This is a genomic window from Acetobacter pasteurianus (assembly GCF_009914215.2).
Taxonomy (GTDB): domain Bacteria; phylum Pseudomonadota; class Alphaproteobacteria; order Acetobacterales; family Acetobacteraceae; genus Acetobacter; species Acetobacter pasteurianus.
Genome location: NZ_CP039846.2, coordinates 302054 through 320449 on the forward strand (window position 1 = coordinate 302054; position 18396 = coordinate 320449).

The following is an 18396-nucleotide window of genomic DNA, read 5'->3' on the forward strand; positions in this document are numbered from 1 at the left end:
AAACGGATCACTTTTTCGTGATCAGCCCCTCGCTGGCAAGCGCATCTTCGATTTCGCCTGTCACTTCAGAGGCCGACAGCATGCCGTTAATTTTGTGCAGCCGTCCGGTTTTTTCATAAAACGGCAGAATCGGAGCCGTCAGTTTCCGGTACTCTTTCAGCCGTTCAACAACGGTTTCCCGCTTATCGTCCGCCCGGCGCTTGAACTCATGGCTGCCGCAAGAATCACAGACCCCATCCACTTTAGGTGGGTTAGAGACCTCGTTGTACGTCTTGCCGCAGTTGCCACACGTAAAGCGACCGGAAATCCGATCTGCCAGAATTTCTTCATCCACATCCAGGAAGAGAACGGTGTCGATCTTCTTCCCATCAGAAGACAGCATGCTGTCCAGCTCTTCAGCCTGCGCCAGCGTGCGCGGAAAACCATCCAGAATAAAACCATTCTGGCAATCTGCCTGCGCAATCCGGCTTTTCAGCATTGCAATAATCAGCTCATCCGGCACCAGTTTCCCGGCATCCATCAGAGCTTTTGCCTGCTTACCTGTTTCAGATCCCTTGGCCACTTCTGCGCGCAGCATGTCACCTGTAGAAATCTGAATCAGTCCATACCGCTCTTCAAGAAGTTTGGACTGCGTACCTTTTCCCGCGCCGGGAGGGCCCAGAAAAATAATATTCATCGTCTGATGATCCTCTGCTTCCTGCCGCCGCGTGATTTACGCATAAGCCCCTGATACTGGTGCGCCACCAAATGAGACTGAATTTGTGTGACCGTATCAATAGTTACAGACACAATAATAATCAGACTCGTTCCGCCAAAATAGAACGGCACGTTGTAGTGGCTGATCAGGATCTGAGGCAACAGACAGACTGCCACCATATACGCTGCACCAATCGTGGTCAGACGGGTAAGGATTTTATCAAAGTATGACGCCGTAGACGCACCAGGGCGCACACCAGGAATAAACCCACCCTGCTTTCTCAGATTATCGGCTGTTTCCGTCGGGTTGAAGGTAACGGCCGCATAGAAATATGAGAAAAACACGATCATGGCAGCATAGAACAGCATATACAGCGGCTGCCCCTGCCCAAGCTCCTGCCCCAGAAATGAAAGCCAGCCCGGCAGTGATTTGCCATTCATAAAACCAGCAATCGTAACCGGAATCAGCAGCACTGAAGATGCAAAAATCGGTGGGATAACGCCCGCCGTATTCACTTTCAGTGGCATATGGGTTGTGTCACCCCCAAACATCCGCTGCCCCATCTGGCGCTTTGGATACTGGATGACAACCCGACGCTGCGCCTGTTCCATGAACACAATGAACATGATGGTAAGCGCTGCAAGAACCAAGAAAAGCAACACGAAGAACGGCGAAAGTGCACCCGTGTAACCAAGCTGAAAGAGGCTTGCCAGCGCATGCGGCAGGTTGGCCACAATACCAGCAAAGATAATGAGCGAAATGCCATTCCCCACGCCACGCGCGGTAATCTGCTCACCCAGCCACATCAGAAACATGGTTCCGCCAACAAGCGTAGTGACGCATGAAAGCAAAAAGAACATGCCCGGATGAACAACAGCAGCGCCAGCAGCGCTATGCACGTTCTCCAGCCCGACAGCTATCCCATACGCCTGAAACAGCGCGATAAGAACAGTGAGGTAACGTGTGTACTGGTTAAGCTTTTTACGCCCCTGTTCACCTTCCTTCTTGAGAGCCTCAAGAGAAGGCACAGCAGTAGACATAAGCTGCACAATAATAGACGCAGAGATATATGGCATGATGTTCAGTGCGAACACGGTCATACGCCCAAGCGCACCCCCCGTGAACATGTTGAACATGCCCAGAATGCCACCCTGATGCTGCGCCAGAAGCTGCCCCATAACTGTGGCATCTACCCCCGGAACCGGGATGTATGTGCCCAAGCGGTAAACAATCAGCGCACCTAGCGTAAACCAGATTCGCTTCTTCAGTTCTGTCGCTTTGGCAAAAGAGCCGACATTAAAGTTGGCAGCCAGTTGTTCGGCCGCGGAAGCCATGCATCCGTCCTTTCATACAAACAGCGCCACCACGGCTGTGGAGACGCTGGCACAATCGCCTGAAAAATTCAGACAACATTCTGAGAAGGAACAAGAAAGGAGAACAGTGCGAACACTGCTCTCCTTTTTGCAACATCAGGAAGCGCTGGCTTCAGCAGCTTTAGGCTGCAGCAGCTTAACGCTACCTCCGGCTTTTTCTACTGCTGCAACAGCAGAAGCTGATGCACCAGAGACTTCAAACGTAACAGCTTTTGTCAGCTCACCTTCGGCCAGAATGCGCACGCCAGCATATTTGCCAGTGCCAACCAGACCAGCTTTTTTCAAAGCTTCTTCAGTAACAGGTGCGCCTGCTGCAAGTTTGCCATCAGCCAAGGCTTTTTCCACCGCGCCAAGGTTTACAGGAGCATAAACCTTGCGGAAGATGTTTTTGAAGCCACGCTTCGGCAGACGACGATAGATGGGAAGCTGACCACCTTCAAACCCGTTCAGAGAAACCCCTTCACGAGCCTTCTGGCCTTTTACACCCCTACCAGACGTCTTGCCCTTACCAGAACCAATACCGCGCCCAAGACGCTTTTTCCGGTAACGGGAACCTTCGTTATCACGAAGTTCGTTCAGCTTCATTTCAATCCTCCACCTTCACCAGGTGGGCCACTTTGCGTACCATACCCCGGACAGACGGAGTATCTTCCAGAACGCGTTCACGGCCAATCTTGTTCAGACCCAGACCGATCAAAGTTGCCTGCTGCCCAGGCTTACGTCCGTTACCGGACGCAATCTGCACAACCTTAAAGGTTTTTTTATCAGACATCAGCGGCCTCCGCAGCAGCAGCCTGTTCACGCTTACCGAAGATTTCAGCAACCTTCTTACCGCGACGGCTAGCTACAGAACGTGGGCTTGCACAACGTGTCAGCGCATCAAAAGTTGCCTTAACCATGTTGTGCGGGTTCCGGGTACCCAGAGACTTCGCAACCACATCGTTAATACCAAGGCTTTCGAACACAGCACGCATCGGACCACCAGCGATGATCCCCGTCCCCGCTTCGGCTGACCGCAGCACAACCTTACCAGCACCGAAGTGACCAGCAACATCATGATGCAGTGTACGGCCTTCCTTCATCGGGACACGGATCATGCCACGCTTAGCACGTTCCGTAGCCTTACGAATTGCTTCAGGAACTTCGCGCGCCTTACCAGCACCGTAGCCAACACGCCCCTTCTGGTCACCAACAACAACCAGAGCAGCGAAAGCAAACCGACGACCACCCTTAACCACTTTCGCAACGCGATTGATGGTTACCAGTTTGTCGACCAGTTCATCCCCTTCGCGTTCACGCTCACGGCCGCCTCGACCGCCTTCTCTTGGTTCACGAGCCATTCCGTGATCCTTTCCTCAGAAGGAGAGACCGCCCTCACGGGCCGCCTCTGCCAGGGCCTTGACGCGCCCGTGATAAAGATAAGACCCCCTGTCGAACACGACCTGAGATACACCTGCAGCAACGGCGCGCTGTGCAACCAGCTTACCGACAGCGCCAGCGCTTTCCTGCGTGGAACCTTTTTTCAGATCCGCCTGCAGCTCCTTATCCAAGGAGGACGCTGAGGCCAGAGTACGGCCCTGCGCATCGTCGATCACCTGAGCATAAATGTTCTTGCCAGACCGGAAAACAGACAGACGCGGGCGCCCACCTGCTTTGCGGCGCAGCTGAAAACGGAGACGCGCCCGACGGCGGTTCCGCAATTCCTGCTGAGTGCTCATTATTTCTTCTTGCCTTCCTTACGACGAATGGTTTCCGTTTCGTACCGAACACCTTTGCCCTTGTAAGGTTCAGGCTTACGGAAGCTGCGGATATCAAGGGCCACCTGGCCAACCCGCTGCTTATCGATCCCTTCCACCACAATAGCCGTCGGACGCGGCGTAGAAATCTTGATGCCTGCAGGAATCGGATACACAACATCATGGGAGAACCCAAGGTTCATCACCAGATTGGAACCCTGCACAGCTGCACGGTAACCTGTGCCGTTAATTTCCAGAGCTTTGGAAAAACCTTCCGAAACCCCTTTAACAGCCGTTGCGATCAGAGCACGAGTTGTGCCCCACATCATGCGAGCCTGAGCAGCGGTGCCCACTGGCTGCACAACAACCTTTCCATCCTGTACATCAACGGAAACATGTGAAGAAAGCGGCAGAGCCAGCTCCCCCAACTTTCCTTTGGCCTTCAGAACACCATCTGCAATAGCGATGGTTACCCCTGCCGGCACTTCAACAGGATACTTGCCTACGCGTGACATTTACCCCTCCTTAGAAAACACGGCAGAGGACTTCACCGCCAACATTGGCAGCACGAGCCTCAACATCGGAAAGAACACCACGCGGTGTGGAAAGGATGGAAACACCCAGACCTGCACAAACGCGAGGAAGTTCCTTAATTTTGGAATATACGCGACGACCAGGGCGTGAAACGCGCTGAATTTCGCGGATAACCGGCTCACCGTCAGTGTATTTCAGCTCGATATGCAGCTGAGCAATACCCTTACGGACATCTTCACGCTTATAGCCACGAATGTAGCCTTCACGCTGCAGAGCTTCCAGAACACTCACGCGCAGCTTGGAAGCCGGAGCAACACAAGCATTGTGACGCGCACGCTGAGCATTACGAATACGGGTGAGCATATCACCCAAAGGATCAGAAAGTGACATCTCGCGCCCTTACCAGCTTGCTTTAACCACGCCCGGAATCTGGCCTTCAGATGCCAGATCACGGAAAGCAATACGGCACAGTTCAAACTTACGGTAGTTACCGCGAGAACGACCTGTCAGCTTGCAACGCAGACGAACCCGCACGCGCGAACCATTGCGCGGCAGTTCAGCCAACTTCAAAGACGCATCAAACCGATCCTCCACGGGAAGAGAACGATCCATAACGATATTTTTGAGAGCTACCCGCTTCTCTTTATCCCGTGCCGCCATGCGCGCGCGCTTTGCGTTACGCAGAATGGCAGAAGTCTTAGCCATACAAATTACCTCCGGAACCCTTCGAAAACCTTCGACGGTTTTCCAAGATCACACATTAAAACACCCAGAAGGGTCTGTATCACCCCAAGAAGGGAAGATCAAACGCCTTAAGCAGGGCCTTGGCTTCTGCATCTGTCTTTGCACTGGTAACAAACACCACGTCCATGCCGCGGATTTCATCTACCTTATCGTATTCGATTTCAGGAAAGATGATCTGTTCTTTCAGACCCAGAGCAAAGTTACCACGACCGTCAAAACCTTTGGTAGCCGGCAGACCGCGGAAATCGCGGATGCGTGGCATAGCAATGGTTACCAGACGATCAAGGAATTCATACATCCGTGCACGGCGCAGAGTGACCTTACAGCCAATCGGCAGACCTTCACGGATCTTGAAGCCCGCGATAGCTTTCTTCGCCACTGTTTTAACAGGCTTCTGACCAGCAATAAGAGCCATTTCTGCAACAGCAGCATCCAGCTTCTTCTGATCGCCAGCAGCTTCACCCACGCCCATGTTCAGGACGATTTTTTCGAGGTGAGGCACCTGCATTTCATTTTTGTAACCAAACTGCTTGCGCAGGTTGGCACGCAGTTCGCTTTCATACCGCTGCTGAAAGCGCGGCAGAGAACGACCTTCCTGTTTCGCACTCATTCGTAGCCCCTCAACCTTCAATAGCTTCGCCGGTCGCCTTAGCGATGCGAACTTTTTTGCCGTTTTCCAGCACTCGGAAGCCAACACGTGTGGGCTTTTTAGAGGCCGGATCAATCAGCTTCAGGTTAGAAAGGTGAATGGGCGCTTCACGGGTAATAATCCCGCTTTCTTCACCCATGCGGCGCGCACGCTGATGGCGCTTAATCAGCGCCACGCCACGAACAACAGCACGGTTTTCGGAAGGACGAACCTCCAGAACTTCTCCCTGCGTTCCCTTGGAGGAACCGCTGATGACGACAACCGTATCGCCTTTTTTAATACGGGCAGCCATTACAACACCTCCGGCGCAAGAGAGATGATCTTCATGAACTTCTTCGCACGCAATTCACGCACAACCGGCCCAAAAATACGCGTACCAATTGGTTCCTGCTGCTTGTTGATCAGCACGGCTGCGTTTTTATCGAAACGGATAGCGCTACCATCAGGCCGACGAACTGGATAGGAAGTCCGTACAATAACAGCCTGGTGAACGTCGCCCTTCTTCACTTTCCCGCGGGGGATAGCTTCTTTGACGGAAACGACGATCACGTCGCCGACCGAGGCGGACTTCCGCTTGGAGCCGCCCAGCACCTTGATGCACTGCACCTGACGTGCGCCGGAATTATCGGCTACGTCAAGGTTGGTCTCGGGATGGATCATAACCTAAATATCCTTACGTTAGGCCGATGCACCGGCTTCCGCACCAACGACTTCGCCGTTGCGGGAAATCACAGTCCACGTCTTGCGGCGTGAAATAGGCGGACATTCAACAATCCGCACGGAGTCACCAACCTTGCAGATATTTTCTTCATCATGCGCCGCATATTTTTTAGAGCGACGAATGAATTTCTTATAGAGCGGATGCATGACGCGACGATCAACAAGAACCGTAATGGTTTTGTCCATCTTATCGCTGGTCACACGCCCGGTCAGGACGCGCCTTGGCATCGGCTAACTCTCCTCAGGCATTGGCAGCAGATGTTTTTGCACCTGCTGCAGTCTTTGCATTTTGCACTGCAATCGTCTTGATTCGTGCAATCTCACGACGCACCGCACGCATACGGCTCTGCGCTTCAGTCTGACCCGTGGCCTGCTGGAAACGCAGATTAAGCTGCTCACGCTTCAATTCAACCAGACGAGCTTCGAGCTCGTCTGGAGTCTTGGCGCGCAAATCGGCTGGCTTAGTTGCCTTTACCATCTCACGCATCTCCAATTCGGGTCACAAACTTGGTCTTGATCGGCAGTTTTGCTGCACCCAGAGCCAACGCTTCACGCGCCAGTTCAGGGGGTACACCTTCGATCTCGAACAGAATGCGACCTGGCTTCACACGGGCCACCCAGAATTCGGGGGAACCCTTACCGGAGCCCATACGCACTTCTGCAGGTTTTGTCGAGACCGGAAGGTCAGGAAAAATACGAATCCAGACGCGACCTGCACGTTTCATGGCACGTGTGATAGCCCGACGGGAGGCTTCAATCTGGCGTGCCGTAATACGTTCCGGCTGAAGAGCCTTCAGTCCAAACGTACCGAAGTTCAACGTGGTGCCACTTTTAGCAAGGCCGTGGATACGGCCTTTGTGGGCTTTACGGAATTTTGTCCGCTTCGGGGAAAGCATGTTGTTTTATCCCTCTCCTCAGCGCTGAGGAGCCTGTTCGGCCGCCCGGCGATCCTGAGCCATCGGATCATGAGCAAGAATTTCGCCCTTGAAGATCCAGACTTTTACACCGCAAGTGCCATAGGTGGTCTTTGCTGTGGCTGTGCCATAATCGATATCAGCACGCAGGGTGTGCAGAGGCACACGACCTTCACGATACCATTCGATACGTGCGATTTCTGCACCACCAAGACGACCAGAGCAGTTAATACGAATGCCCTGTGCGCCCAAACGCATTGCAGACTGCACGGCACGCTTCATTGCACGACGGAAAGCCACGCGGCGTTCCAGCTGCTGAGCAATGTTTTCTGCAACCAATGTTGCATCAATTTCCGGCTTGCGGATTTCAACAATGTTCAGCGCAACTTCCGTGCCAGCCATACGCGTCAGCTCTTTACGGAGCGCATCGATGTCCTGGCCCTTCTTACCAATCACAACACCCGGACGGGCAGCGTAAATGGTAACACGGGGCTTTTTAGCCGGACGTTCGATAACGACACGAGACACACCAGCGCCAACCAGCTTGCGGCGCAGGAATGCACGCAGCTTCAGATCTTCATGAAGCAGCTTTGAATAGTCGGAATCGGCATACCACCGGCTATCCCACGTGCGGTTGATACCGAGCCGCAGCCCGATTGGATTGACTTTATGTCCCATACCTCAGGCCGCCTTCTGTTCGGAAGAAGCTGCTTCAGGCTCAGCAGCCCGTTCAGCTACAACAATCTTCAGGTGACTGAAAAACTTTTCAACGCGAGCAGAACGCCCACGGCCACGGGCATGGAAACGCCGCATGACAATGGATTTTCCAACTTCAGCTGTCTTCACCACCAGCTGGTCAACGTCCAACTGGTGATTGTTTTCAGCGTTAGCGATTGCGCTTTCCAGCGTCTTTTTCACTTCCTGAGCGATACGGCGCTTAGAGAACGTCAACGTTGCAACGGCCTGGGAAGCAGGCTTGTTGCGGATCAGGCCGGCCACAAGGTTCAGCTTGCGGGGGCTAACCCGGATGTTGCGCGTAATTGCCTGCGCTTCTGTTTCCGCGAGTGTGCGCGGATGCTTCGGCTTGCTCATCTCTGCTTAGCCCCGCTTAGACTTCTTGTCAGCGCCATGCCCGTGGAATGTACGGGTAGGGGAAAATTCGCCGAACTTATGTCCGACCATGTTTTCCGTAACCTGTACGGGCAGGAACTTCTGACCGTTATAAACACCGAACGTCAGACCGACGAACTGCGGAAGAATTGTAGAACGACGAGACCAGATCTTGATCACTTCGTTACGACCCGACGCGCGGGATACCTCAGCTTTATTCAGCAGATACCCGTCGACGAACGGGCCTTTCCAGACGGAACGTGCCATCTTCTATTGCCCCTTACTTGCCGGTCTTTCGACGACGGATAATCAGACTGTCCGTCCGCTTGTTGACCCGAGTTTTATACCCTTTGGTTGGCTTGCCCCACGGCGTAACCGGATGACGGCCACCAGACGTACGGCCTTCACCACCACCATGTGGGTGATCAACAGGGTTCATCACCACGCCACGGTTGTGAGGACGACGACCCAACCAACGGGAACGCCCTGCCTTACCCATGTGCTGGTTCATGTTATCCGGGTTGGACACGGCACCAACAGTAGCCATGCACTCACCACGAACAACACGCAGCTCACCAGACTGCAGCTTGATCTGGGCGTAGCCGGAATCCTTACCAACGAGCTGGGCATATGTGCCAGCAGAACGTGCCAGCTTACCGCCTGCACCCTGCTTCAGCTCGATGTTATGGATGATCGTTCCCACCGGGATGGAAGCCAGCGGCATAGCATTACCAGGCTTAATATCCACGCGTGCACCAGCGATGACATTGTCACCAACCTTCAGACGCTGCGGAGCCAGGATATATGCAAGCTCACCATCTTCGTACTTCACCAGCGCAATAAACGCGGTGCGGTTCGGATCATATTCCAGACGTTCCACCGTACCCAGAACATCAAACTTACGACGTTTGAAGTCTACATAACGGTAAGACTGCTTATGACCACCCCCACGGAAACGGGAAGTGATACGACCGTTATTATTACGGCCGCCTGTCTTGTTTTTACCTTCGGTCAACTGTTTGACCGGCTTACCTTTCCAAAGGTCAGCACGATCAACCAGCACCGTACCACGCAAGCTTGGCGTGACAGGATTAAAGTGCTTCAGAGCCATGAATTTCTACCTTCGGTCACGCCAGCTTGGCGGTAAGGTCAATGGACTGACCTTCCGCAAGCTGAACGAACGCCTTCTTCACGTCGGAACGCTGCCCAACACGCCCTTTAAAGCGCTTGGTTTTCCCCTTCTGAACCAAGGTGTTGACACCAACAACCTTGACCCCGAACAGCGTTTCCACCGCAACCTTGATTTCAGGCTTCGTAGCGGACATTGCCACTTTGAAAACAACCTGGTTCTTTTCAGAAAGCGCCGTAGCTTTTTCCGTGATCACAGGTGTACGCACGATATCGTACATTGCTTCACGGGAAAGACGCTCGGCTTTCTTGCGAATGGCAAGAATATTCGTCATGCCAGGCGCTCCTTCAGTCCTTCAAGGCCGGCCTGCGTAATAGCAAGCACCTCGTGGTTCAGAATGTCGTAAACATTCGCACCAATGGTCGGCAGAATGTCGATCTTGGGCAGGTTACGGGCGGCACGACCGAAGTTCTCATCCACGGCTGCATCCACGATCAGTGCAGATGTCCAACCCAGAGACTTCAGCTTCTTTGCCAGTTCGCTGGTTTTATCAACGCCAGAAGCAGACTGCAGCACGATCAGCTTGCCGTCTTTCGCCTTCTGAGAAAGCGCAGAGATCAGACCAAGGCGACGCACTTTTTTCGGCAGATCGTAACCGTGGTCACGCACAACCGGGCCATGCACTGCCCCACCGGTACGATACTGCGGCGCACGCAATGAACCCTGACGGGCGCTGCCTGTGCCTTTCTGGCGATACGGCTTTTTGGTGGTGCCGGACACTTCGCCCATGCCCTTCACCTTGTGTGTGCCGGCGCGGCGTTTTGCCAGCTGCCAGTGCACAACACGAGCCATGATATCTGCACGCGGTGCTACGGCGAAAATTTCGTCCGGAAGCGTTGCAGAACCAGCGCTGCTGTTGTCTAGCGTCTTGATTTCGATTTCCATGACCTCAGCCCTCCGCCTTCACGAGGCCGGCCGGATAAGGCGCGTCACCATGGCGGGCTTTTTTAATGGCGTCACGGATCAGAACAACACCGTTCTTCGCTCCTGGCACGGAGCCACGAACCATGATCAGATTCTTTTCCGGATCGACCGCTGCGATTTCCAGATTCAAGGTGGTCACGCGTTCATCACCGAGATGACCAGCCATCTTCTTGTTCTTAAAGGTCTTGCCGGGATCCTGGCGATTACCGGTCGAACCATGCGAACGGTGCGAAATGGACACACCATGCGTGGCTTCAAGACCAGCAAAATTCCAGCGCTTCATTGCGCCAGCAAATCCCTTACCTTTGCTCACACCCGTAACGTCAACCTTCTGGCCGACTACAAAGTGAGAAGCTGAAAGGGTAGCACCAACCTCAAGAGCGGCATCATCAGCCACACGAAATTCGCGAAGCGCCTGCTTGGGCTCCACCTTCGTGCGAGCAAAATGCCCACGATTCGGCTTGGTTACGTTTTTCACCTTGGCTTTACCCATACCCAGCTGAACAGCTACGTAGCCGTCCCGTTCCTGGTTACGGACATCAACCACCTGCACATCATCAACATGCAGGACGGTAACAGGCACATGCGTGCCATCTTCCTTGAACAGTCGGGACATGCCCAACTTCTTTGCGATCAATCCGGTGCGCATCGTCTGGACCTTAGAGTTTGATCTCGACATCAACGCCAGCGGCGAGGTCGAGCTTCATGAGAGCGTCCACGGTCTGCGGAGTGGGCTCAACAATGTCGAGCAGACGGCGATGAGTTCGAATTTCGAACTGCTCGCGGCTCTTTTTATCAACGTGAGGAGAACGGTTAACCGTAAACCGTTCGATATGCGTAGGCAGCGGGATAGGACCCCGAACCCGCGCACCCGTACGCTTCGCCGTATTCACGATCTCTTTCGTGCTGTTGTCCAGCACCCGATGATCGTACGCTTTCAGGCGAATGCGGATGTTCTGGTTGTCCATTTGTTTTTTAGTCCAACACTTTACCTATCCGGGGAATCCCGGCCGCCAAGTAAGACCCCGACCAAAATGAATCGGTCGGGGCCACTTAGGCTCAATATCCTCTATCGATTACTCGATAATGGAGGAAACAACGCCAGCACCAACCGTGCGGCCACCTTCGCGAATAGCGAAACGCAGACCTTCATCCATGGCGATCGGAGCAATCAGCTCGACTTCCATAGCGCAGTTGTCGCCTGGCATCACCATTTCGGTGCCTTCTGGCAGGTGCACAACACCCGTCACGTCAGTCGTACGGAAGTAGAACTGCGGACGATAGTTGGTGAAGAATGGCGTATGACGGCCACCTTCTTCCTTCGTCAGGATGTAAGCTTCTGCCTTGAACTTCTTATGCGGCGTGATGGAGCCTGGCTTTGCCAGAACCTGACCACGTTCCACATCTTCACGCTTCGTGCCACGCAGCAGAGCGCCGATGTTGTCACCAGCTTCACCGCGATCAAGCAGCTTACGGAACATTTCAACACCGGTTACGGTTGTCTTCGTCGTCGGCTTCAGACCAACGATTTCGATTTCGTCACCAACATTGATCACGCCGCGTTCAACACGACCCGTTACCACGGTGCCACGACCAGAGATGGAGAACACATCTTCGATCGGCATCAGGAACGGACGGTCAACCGGACGTTCCGGCTGCGGGATGTAGGAGTCAACTGCGTCCATCAGATCGCGAACGCGGTTTTCACCGATTTCCGGATCACCATCTTCCAGAGTTACCAGAGCGGAACCCTTGATGATCGGCACATCGTCGCCAGGGAACTGATAGGAAGACAGAAGTTCACGAACTTCCATTTCAACCAGTTCAAGCAGTTCCGGATCGTCAACCTGGTCAACCTTGTTCAGGAAGACAACCAGAGCAGGCACACCAACCTGACGAGCAAGCAGGATGTGTTCACGGGTCTGCGGCATCGGGCCGTCAGCTGCGGACACAACCAGGATTGCGCCGTCCATCTGCGCTGCACCCGTGATCATGTTCTTCACGTAGTCAGCATGCCCGGGGCAGTCAACGTGCGCATAGTGACGGTTGTCGGTTTCATATTCCACGTGTGCTGTGGAAATGGTGATACCGCGAGCGCGTTCTTCCGGAGCAGCGTCGATCTGGTCATACGCCTTGAATTCAGCGCCACCCTTCTTTGCAAGCGTCTTGGTGATCGCTGCCGTCAGAGAGGTCTTGCCATGGTCAACGTGACCAATGGTGCCGATGTTGCAGTGCGGTTTATTCCGCTCAAATTTAGCCTTAGCCATTTTTTACTCCATGCCCCAAAAACTATTCGGGATGCAGTTGTTATAAGCCCTGCAAACTCACTGCAAGAGGAAATGCAGCAGCTTCTTTCATTACCAGCGATAGTGGCTGAATGCTTTGTTAGCTTCCGCCATACGGTGGGTATCTTCCCGCTTCTTCACTGCTGCGCCACGATTGTTGACGGCATCCAGAAGCTCATTGGAAAGCCGATCCTGCATGGTGTTTTCGCCACGCTTGCGCGCAGCGTCAATCACCCAACGGATCGCCAACGCCTGACGGCGGTCTGCGCGAACTTCAACCGGCACCTGGTAGGTTGCCCCACCAACACGGCGAGAACGCACTTCAACAGCCGGCTTTACGTTGTCCAGCGCACTGTGGAACAGAACCACTGCATCCGCACCGTTACCGCTACGACGCACCATGGCATCCAGCGCACCGTATACGATTCTTTCTGCAGCAGACTTCTTACCATCGTACATCAGCGCATTCATGAAACGCGTGACAACGATATCTCCGAATTTCGGATCGGGAAGGATCTCGCGCTTTACTGCGCGATGACGGCGACTCATACCTGTTCTTCCTCTTATTTCGGACGCTTGGCGCCATACAGCGAACGACGCTGACGCCGCTTGGCAATACCCTGCGTATCCAGAACACCACGAAGGATGTGATAACGCACACCCGGCAAATCCTTCACACGACCGCCGCGGATCAGCACAACACTATGTTCCTGAAGGTTATGACCTTCACCCGGAATATAGCTGACCACCTCATAGCCGTTCGTCAGACGCACCTTAGCGACTTTACGCAGTGCGGAGTTCGGCTTTTTTGGCGTCGTAGTATAAACGCGGGTGCAAACACCGCGCTTTTGGGGGCATCCTTGCAGCGCGGGCACCTTGTTGCGCTTGACCGCAGGCTTGCGCCCCTTGGCAATGAGCTGGTTGATGGTCGGCATGCGCCTTTCCCGATCCTTACACAGTTCGGCCGGCCGCCATTATTTCTGACTGCCGACTTTCATTAAAAAAGATCCCATCAGGCATGTGCCTGTATGGGGCTATGTTGGCATCCGGCCCCGCTTCCACCCCGGAAGCCAACCGCATGCTAGACTCACACAGAAAACCTAATTGCTCTTTCTATCCACAGGGATATCCAGAGCTGAGGGCTGCTACCTAACCCTCCCCCCGCTGGGAGTCAAGTTTTACCCTGCGATTCTTAAAGATATTGCGTACGCTGTACATGAAAAAAGGACCAGGGTTTCCCCTGATCCTTCCTTCATGAAGCATATTTGCAACGTTTATTCAGCCGCAGAACGCCCAACACGCTGACGATCCTGCTCTGCCGCAATGGCCCGCAGACGCTTCATAACACTGCCTGTGCCTGCCGGAATCAGACGTCCAACAATCACGTTTTCCTTCAGGCCCATCAGCTTATCCACTTTCCCTGCCGTAGCAGCTTCTGTGAGCACGCGTGTGGTTTCCTGGAACGATGCAGCAGAGATGAAGGACTGTGTCTGCAGAGAGGCCTTGGTGATACCCTGCAGCACCGGCATACCTTGAGCTGGCCGTTCACCCGCCTTGAGGCACTTGGCATTTTCAGCCTCGAACTCAATACGGTCAACGGTTTCACCAATCAGGTACGTCGTGTCACCCGGCTCCAGAATTTCGACCTTCTGAAGCATCTGACGCACGATCACTTCAATATGCTTATCGTTAATCTTCACACCCTGAAGACGATACACATCCTGAATTTCGTTGATCAGGTAATCAGACAGAGCCTCAACACCCATCACCTTCAGGATATCGTGGGGCACCCGCGGACCATCGACCAGCGGATCACCTTTTTCCACAAAGTCACCTTCCTGAACGGAAATGTGCTTGCCTTTCGGGATCAGGTATTCCTGTTCCTCGCCCGTTTCATCGTTCTTCACGATAACACGGCGCTTGGACTTGTAGTCCTTCCCGAACTCAACGCGACCTTCCATTTCCGCGATAATAGCGTGGTCCTTTGGCCGGCGTGCTTCAAACAGTTCAGCAACGCGCGGCAGACCACCCGTAATATCACGGGTTTTGGACCCTTCACGTGGCAGACGGGCCAGAACGTCACCGGCGTTCACTTCCGTGCCGTTTTCAACAGACAGAAGTGTTTCGGGAGAGAGGAAGTAACGGGCATCTGCACCGTTATCCAACTTCACCACATCGCCGTTGGCATCTTTAAGCTGCAGACGTGGGCGCAAATCCACACCCTTACCTGCCTGCTTATAGTCAACCACCACTTTGGATGTCAGGCCTGTCACTTCGTCCATACGCTCAACAAGCGTAATGGAGTCAATCAGATCCAGGTATTCGACCTTACCGGCTTTTTCCGTGATGATCGGAAGGGTGTACGGATCCCACTCAGCCAGCTTCTGACCGCGAGCAACCTTTGCACCCTCTTCTGTCAGCAGGCGTGCACCATACGGCACACGGTAACGGGCTTTTTCGACCCCGTTGTCGTCAGACAGAAGGATTTCACAGTTACGTGCCATCACGATCGGCACGTTCTGACTGTTATGCACAACGTTGCGGTTACGGATCACAACATGTCCATCACGAGAGGCCTCGATCATGGACTGTTCCGCACCACGCTGCGCCGCACCACCAATATGGAAGGTACGCATTGTCAGCTGTGTGCCGGGCTCACCAATGGACTGAGCAGCAATAACACCCACAGCTTCACCGATGTTTACCGGCGTGCCGCGTGCAAGATCACGCCCATAGCAGCGGCCGCAGACACCAACGCGGCTATCACAGGTCAGCACAGAACGGATATGAACCGTTTCCACGCCGGATTTTTCAATCCGCTCTGCATCAGCTTCATCAATCAGATGATTGCGCGGCACAATAACTTCACCGGTGCCCGGAACCACCACATCAGAAGCAACAGTACGCCCAAGGATACGTTCGGACAGAGAAGCCACAACTTCCCCACCGTCCATAACTGCACGCACCGTCAGACCGCGTTCACTACCGCAATCTTCTTCAATAATGATGCTGTCCTGCGCCACGTCCACCAGACGACGGGTAAGATACCCGGAGTTAGCGGTTTTAAGCGCGGTATCGGCCAGACCTTTACGTGCACCATGGGTAGAGGTGAAGTAATCGAGAACCGACAGACCTTCTTTAAAGTTGGCAATAATCGGCTGTTCAATAATTTCACCAGATGGCTTGGCCATCAGACCACGCATACCGGCCAGCTGCTTCATCTGAGCCGGCGACCCACGAGCCCCGGAGTGGCTCATCATCCACACGGAGTTGATCTGCTTGCCAACTTCCTGACGGGAAATCTCTTTAGTCATGGCCGCCTGCACTTCGTCCGTGCAACGTGACCATGCATCGACCACCTTGTTGTAGCGTTCGCCAGCCGTGATCAGACCATCCTGATACTGCTGTTCAAACTCTTTCACTTCGGCAGCCGTGCGATCAACCAGTTCTTTCTTTTCGGGCGGGATGATCATGTCATCCTTACCGAAGGAAATACCAGCCTTAGCAGCGTGACGGAAACCCAAAGCCATCAGACGGTCACAGAAGATAACGGCTTCTTTCTGACCACAGTGACGGTACACCGTATCAATAACGTCAGACACAGCCTTTTTGGTGAGCTGACGGTTGATGAGGGAGAACGGCACGGCTTCATGCTGCGGCAGGATCTGCGCAATCAGCACACGACCGGGCGTGGTCACGGCTGTTTCGTAGGTGACCTTGCCATCTGCACCGATCTTCTGGAAACGTGCACGAATTTTATCATGCAGCTTCAGTGCACCAGCGCTCAGCGCATATTCCACTTCACCGATGGAAGAGAAAGACGGCGCACCTTCTTTGGTCAGAGCACCTGTTGTTTCGTCATACTCACAACGATCCGGCGTGACCTTGAATTCAGGTGTTTCGAGGCTGAGGTAATACAGCCCCAGAACGATATCCTGAGAAGGCACAATAATCGGCTTACCGTTTGCCGGGCTGAGAATGTTGTTGGTGGACATCATCAGCACACGTGCCTCAAGCTGAGCTTCAAGGCTCAGCGGCACGTGCACGGCCATCTGGTCACCGTCAAAGTCTGCGTTAAACGCGGTGCAGACGAGCGGGTGCAGCTGAATAGCCTTCCCTTCAACCAGCACCGGTTCAAAAGCCTGAATACCCAAACGGTGCAGCGTAGGCGCACGGTTAAGCATAACCGGATGTTCGCGGATAACTTCTTCAAGAATATCCCAAACTTCCGGACGCTCTTTTTCCACCATCCGCTTTGCAGCCTTAATGGTGGTGGCATGGCCGTATTTTTCCAGCTTGGCGTAAATGAACGGCTTAAACAGTTCCAGAGCCATCTTCTTGGGAAGACCGCACTGGTGCAGCTTAAGTTCTGGGCCCACCACAATAACGGAACGGCCAGAGTAATCGACGCGCTTACCCAGCAGGTTCTGACGGAAACGACCCTGCTTACCTTTAAGCATATCGGACAGGGATTTCAGCGGACGCTTGTTAGCACCCGTGATAGCCCGGCCACGACGCCCGTTATCGAACAGCGCATCCACAGCTTCCTGAAGCATACGCTTTTCGTTACGCACGATAATATCGGGCGCACGCAGCTCCATCAGGCGCTTCAGACGGTTATTACGGTTGATGACGCGACGATACAGATCGTTCAGATCAGACGTTGCAAAACGCCCACCATCCAGCGGCACCAACGGACGCAGATCAGGCGGAATAACCGGAACCAGATCCAGAATCATCCATTCTGGGCGGGAACCGCTTTCTGCAAACGCTTCAATCAGCTTCAGGCGCTTAACGAGCTTTTTGCGCTTAGCTTCTGAAGTTGTTTCCTTAAGTTCCTGGCGCAGCTCTACCTTTTCGGCATCGCAGTCAATGCGCTCCAGAACCTTTTTAATGGCTTCTGCACCAATACCGACTTCAACACCCTCATCGCCATATTCGTCCATGGCATCAAGGTACTGTTCTTCCGTCAGCAAGGAGTACTGCTTCAGCGGAGACGTGCCGGGTTCCAGAACCAGGTAGCTTTCAAAGTAAAGCACCTTTTCCAGATCTTTCAGCGTCATATCAACCATCAGGCCGATACGGCTGGGCAGAGACTTCAGGAACCAGATATGGGCAACGGGGCTGGCAAGCTGAATATGGCCCATGCGTTCACGACGCACTTTGGCCAGCGTAACTTCAACACCGCACTTTTCGCAGATAATACCGCGGAATTTCATCCGCTTGTATTTACCGCAAAGGCATTCATAGTCCTTGATCGGACCAAAAATACGCGCGCAGAACAGGCCATCCCGTTCTGGCTTGAACGTACGATAGTTGATGGTCTCGGGCTTCTTGATTTCGCCATAAGACCAGGAACGGATTTGTTCGGGCGATGCCAGCTGAATCTTGATCTGATCAAACGTCATCGCCTGGCCGGTCTGGCCAAGAATTTTCATGAGCTCATTCATGTGCCGAAGCCCCCAGCGGGAAACGGGGAGCCGAGGTTTCTACCCCGGCCTCCCCTTTGAAATAAGAACGG

General features: G+C 53.7%; 27 protein-coding genes. All 27 read right to left on the bottom strand.

Annotated elements, in window-relative coordinates; all coding sequences use genetic code 11:
• Window positions 1-7 precede the first annotated feature (7 nt).
• The 27 genes from FCN51_RS14820 to rpoC all read right to left on the bottom strand — a co-directional run bounded on the left by FCN51_RS14820 (window position 8) and on the right by rpoC (window position 18325).
• Window positions 8-676 carry an adenylate kinase gene (locus tag FCN51_RS14820; RefSeq protein WP_003628214.1) on the bottom strand — a complete coding sequence of 223 codons (669 nt, stop codon included), beginning with the start codon at window positions 674-676 and terminating at the stop codon, window positions 8-10.
• Window positions 673-2031: a preprotein translocase subunit SecY gene (gene secY, locus FCN51_RS14825; protein WP_003628215.1), complete on the bottom strand. Its 1359-nt coding sequence runs from the start codon at window positions 2029-2031 to the stop codon at window positions 673-675. The genes FCN51_RS14820 and secY overlap by 4 nt, the downstream gene beginning before the upstream one ends.
• A gap of 135 nt (window positions 2032-2166) precedes the next feature.
• Window positions 2167-2655, bottom strand: a complete 489-nt coding sequence (gene rplO / locus FCN51_RS14830; RefSeq protein ID WP_003622740.1) for a 50S ribosomal protein L15 — start codon at window positions 2653-2655, stop codon at window positions 2167-2169.
• Window position 2656: 1 nt separating this feature from the next.
• Window positions 2657-2842, bottom strand: a complete 186-nt coding sequence (rpmD, locus tag FCN51_RS14835) for a 50S ribosomal protein L30 (protein ID WP_003622738.1) — start codon at window positions 2840-2842, stop codon at window positions 2657-2659.
• Complete coding sequence (gene rpsE / locus FCN51_RS14840) at window positions 2835-3410, bottom strand: 30S ribosomal protein S5 (RefSeq protein WP_003622736.1); 576 nt, start codon at window positions 3408-3410, stop codon at window positions 2835-2837. Before rpsE ends, rpmD begins: the two co-directional genes overlap by 8 nt.
• Before the next feature lie 15 nt (window positions 3411-3425).
• Window positions 3426-3788: a 50S ribosomal protein L18 gene (gene rplR, locus FCN51_RS14845; protein ID WP_003622734.1), complete on the bottom strand. Its 363-nt coding sequence runs from the start codon at window positions 3786-3788 to the stop codon at window positions 3426-3428.
• Window positions 3788-4321 carry a 50S ribosomal protein L6 gene (rplF, locus tag FCN51_RS14850; RefSeq protein WP_003622732.1) on the bottom strand — a complete coding sequence of 178 codons (534 nt, stop codon included), beginning with the start codon at window positions 4319-4321 and terminating at the stop codon, window positions 3788-3790. The genes rplR and rplF overlap by 1 nt, the downstream gene beginning before the upstream one ends.
• Before the next feature lie 10 nt (window positions 4322-4331).
• Window positions 4332-4730, bottom strand: coding sequence for a 30S ribosomal protein S8 (gene rpsH, locus FCN51_RS14855; RefSeq protein ID WP_003622730.1), 399 nt, complete (start codon window positions 4728-4730; stop codon window positions 4332-4334).
• Window positions 4731-4739: 9 nt separating this feature from the next.
• A complete protein-coding gene (rpsN, locus tag FCN51_RS14860) occupies window positions 4740-5045 on the bottom strand; it encodes a 30S ribosomal protein S14 (RefSeq protein WP_003622728.1) in 306 nt (101 codons plus the stop codon).
• A gap of 79 nt (window positions 5046-5124) precedes the next feature.
• Window positions 5125-5694 carry a 50S ribosomal protein L5 gene (gene rplE, locus FCN51_RS14865; RefSeq protein WP_003622727.1) on the bottom strand — a complete coding sequence of 190 codons (570 nt, stop codon included), beginning with the start codon at window positions 5692-5694 and terminating at the stop codon, window positions 5125-5127.
• A 10-nt stretch (window positions 5695-5704) separates the two neighbouring features.
• Complete coding sequence (rplX, locus tag FCN51_RS14870) at window positions 5705-6025, bottom strand: 50S ribosomal protein L24 (RefSeq protein WP_003622726.1); 321 nt, start codon at window positions 6023-6025, stop codon at window positions 5705-5707.
• Window positions 6025-6393: a 50S ribosomal protein L14 gene (gene rplN / locus FCN51_RS14875; protein WP_012812770.1), complete on the bottom strand. Its 369-nt coding sequence runs from the start codon at window positions 6391-6393 to the stop codon at window positions 6025-6027. Before rplN ends, rplX begins: the two co-directional genes overlap by 1 nt.
• 18 nt (window positions 6394-6411) lie before the next feature.
• A complete protein-coding gene (gene rpsQ / locus FCN51_RS14880) occupies window positions 6412-6681 on the bottom strand; it encodes a 30S ribosomal protein S17 (protein WP_006116046.1) in 270 nt (89 codons plus the stop codon).
• A gap of 13 nt (window positions 6682-6694) precedes the next feature.
• Window positions 6695-6931, bottom strand: coding sequence for a 50S ribosomal protein L29 (gene rpmC / locus FCN51_RS14885; RefSeq protein ID WP_003622719.1), 237 nt, complete (start codon window positions 6929-6931; stop codon window positions 6695-6697).
• Window position 6932: 1 nt separating this feature from the next.
• On the bottom strand, window positions 6933-7349 hold the full coding sequence (gene rplP / locus FCN51_RS14890) for a 50S ribosomal protein L16 (protein ID WP_003622718.1): 417 nt from the start codon (window positions 7347-7349) through the stop codon (window positions 6933-6935).
• Between the two features lie 18 nt (window positions 7350-7367).
• The gene (rpsC, locus tag FCN51_RS14895; RefSeq protein WP_003622715.1) at window positions 7368-8045 is read right to left on the bottom strand and encodes a 30S ribosomal protein S3; all 678 of its coding nucleotides are present in this window, start codon (window positions 8043-8045) and stop codon (window positions 7368-7370) included.
• A gap of 3 nt (window positions 8046-8048) precedes the next feature.
• On the bottom strand, window positions 8049-8459 hold the full coding sequence (gene rplV / locus FCN51_RS14900) for a 50S ribosomal protein L22 (RefSeq protein ID WP_160256256.1): 411 nt from the start codon (window positions 8457-8459) through the stop codon (window positions 8049-8051).
• A 6-nt stretch (window positions 8460-8465) separates the two neighbouring features.
• Window positions 8466-8744, bottom strand: a complete 279-nt coding sequence (gene rpsS / locus FCN51_RS14905) for a 30S ribosomal protein S19 (protein ID WP_012812769.1) — start codon at window positions 8742-8744, stop codon at window positions 8466-8468.
• A gap of 13 nt (window positions 8745-8757) precedes the next feature.
• Window positions 8758-9588 (bottom strand): 50S ribosomal protein L2, encoded by an 831-nt coding sequence (gene rplB, locus FCN51_RS14910; RefSeq protein ID WP_003628218.1) that lies wholly within the window; start codon window positions 9586-9588, stop codon window positions 8758-8760.
• Between the two features lie 16 nt (window positions 9589-9604).
• Complete coding sequence (locus tag FCN51_RS14915) at window positions 9605-9940, bottom strand: 50S ribosomal protein L23 (RefSeq protein WP_003622708.1); 336 nt, start codon at window positions 9938-9940, stop codon at window positions 9605-9607.
• Window positions 9937-10551 carry a 50S ribosomal protein L4 gene (gene rplD, locus FCN51_RS14920; RefSeq protein ID WP_003622706.1) on the bottom strand — a complete coding sequence of 205 codons (615 nt, stop codon included), beginning with the start codon at window positions 10549-10551 and terminating at the stop codon, window positions 9937-9939. Before rplD ends, FCN51_RS14915 begins: the two co-directional genes overlap by 4 nt.
• 4 nt (window positions 10552-10555) lie before the next feature.
• On the bottom strand, window positions 10556-11239 hold the full coding sequence (gene rplC / locus FCN51_RS14925; protein WP_003622704.1) for a 50S ribosomal protein L3: 684 nt from the start codon (window positions 11237-11239) through the stop codon (window positions 10556-10558).
• A gap of 10 nt (window positions 11240-11249) precedes the next feature.
• Window positions 11250-11558: a 30S ribosomal protein S10 gene (gene rpsJ, locus FCN51_RS14930; protein ID WP_007282720.1), complete on the bottom strand. Its 309-nt coding sequence runs from the start codon at window positions 11556-11558 to the stop codon at window positions 11250-11252.
• Window positions 11559-11666: 108 nt separating this feature from the next.
• Window positions 11667-12857: an elongation factor Tu gene (gene tuf, locus FCN51_RS14935; protein WP_003622701.1), complete on the bottom strand. Its 1191-nt coding sequence runs from the start codon at window positions 12855-12857 to the stop codon at window positions 11667-11669.
• Between the two features lie 90 nt (window positions 12858-12947).
• Complete coding sequence (gene rpsG / locus FCN51_RS14940; protein ID WP_006116053.1) at window positions 12948-13424, bottom strand: 30S ribosomal protein S7; 477 nt, start codon at window positions 13422-13424, stop codon at window positions 12948-12950.
• A 14-nt stretch (window positions 13425-13438) separates the two neighbouring features.
• Window positions 13439-13810, bottom strand: a complete 372-nt coding sequence (gene rpsL / locus FCN51_RS14945) for a 30S ribosomal protein S12 (protein WP_003622698.1) — start codon at window positions 13808-13810, stop codon at window positions 13439-13441.
• Window positions 13811-14149: 339 nt separating this feature from the next.
• On the bottom strand, window positions 14150-18325 hold the full coding sequence (gene rpoC / locus FCN51_RS14950; RefSeq protein WP_003622695.1) for a DNA-directed RNA polymerase subunit beta': 4176 nt from the start codon (window positions 18323-18325) through the stop codon (window positions 14150-14152).
• Window positions 18326-18396: the final 71 nt, after the last annotated feature.